A 1025-nucleotide genomic window follows, 5' to 3' on the forward strand; every position below is an offset into this window, starting at 1 on the left:
CCGGTTTCGCCGGCCGCCGCCGCGATGCGCCCGGCCATCTCGGCAAGATTGGCGTAGGATTTTCCATCGCGGTCGTGATGCAGATAGTGAAATTCGCCGACGCGGGAAAAACCGGCCTCCAGCATCTCGAAATAGAGTTGTGCGGCAACCGCCTCGACCTGATCGGGTGTCATCGACAGGGCGAAACGGTACATCACCTCGCGCCAGCTCCAGAAACTGTCGGCGGAGGGGCCGCGAAGTTCGGCAAGGCCGGCCATGCCGCGCTGGAAGGCGTGGCTGTGAAGGTTGGGCATGCCGGGCAACAGGATCGCGTGGCGTTCGTCGCCGGCTAGCGCGGTAGCTCCAGGTTCGACGGTCGTGATGCGTCCCTCGGCGAAGGTGAGCCGCACATTATCGCGCCAACCATCGGGAAGGAGCGCCTGTTCCGCAAAGATCGCTGCCACTTTTCTCTCCGGTCCTCTGTCTCTCATGCGATGATGGCACTTGCAGTGCGTTTCAATATGTATATACATAATCGTCATCGATTGAAACGGAAAAGATGATGGCTGGACAGAGCAAAAGCCGGGCAGGGGATCTTCGTCTGTGGCGCAATGCGCGGCTAGCGACAATGGTCGACGGGTCTGCCGGACTTGGCGTCGTCGAACATGGCGCGGTCGCTGCGCGTGACGGCCGCATTGTCTATGCCGGCCTCGAGTCGGAGCTGCCCCCAACACTTGCCCAGGGCGCCGAGACGGTCGATTGCGAGGGCCGCTGGATCACGCCTGGCCTGATCGACTGCCACACCCATCTGGTCCATGCCGGCAACCGCGCGAACGAATTCGAGATGCGGCTGGCCGGCGCCACCTATGAAGAGGTCGCCCGGGCCGGCGGCGGCATTGTTTCGTCGGTCAAATCCTTGCGCGCCGCCAGCGAAGATGAACTGGTCACTCAATCGCTGCCGCGCCTCGATGCGCTGATCGCCGAAGGCGTGACCACCGTCGAGATCAAGTCCGGCTATGGCCTCGACCTCGAAAACGAGAAGAAGT

2 pseudogenes are annotated in these 1025 nt (G+C 62.4%); one reads left to right on the forward strand and one right to left on the reverse strand.

What is annotated here, in order from left to right:
* Nucleotides 1-443: pseudogene (locus EN893_RS35445) on the reverse strand (amidohydrolase family protein); the annotation flags it as partial.
* Nucleotides 444-541: 98 nt separating this feature from the next.
* Between EN893_RS35445 and EN893_RS35450 the strand changes: the two are divergent.
* A pseudogene (locus tag EN893_RS35450) lies at nucleotides 542-1025 on the forward strand (imidazolonepropionase); the annotation flags it as partial.

The organism is Mesorhizobium sp. M7A.F.Ca.CA.004.04.2.1, from assembly GCF_004022825.1.
GTDB lineage: Bacteria > Pseudomonadota > Alphaproteobacteria > Rhizobiales > Rhizobiaceae > Mesorhizobium.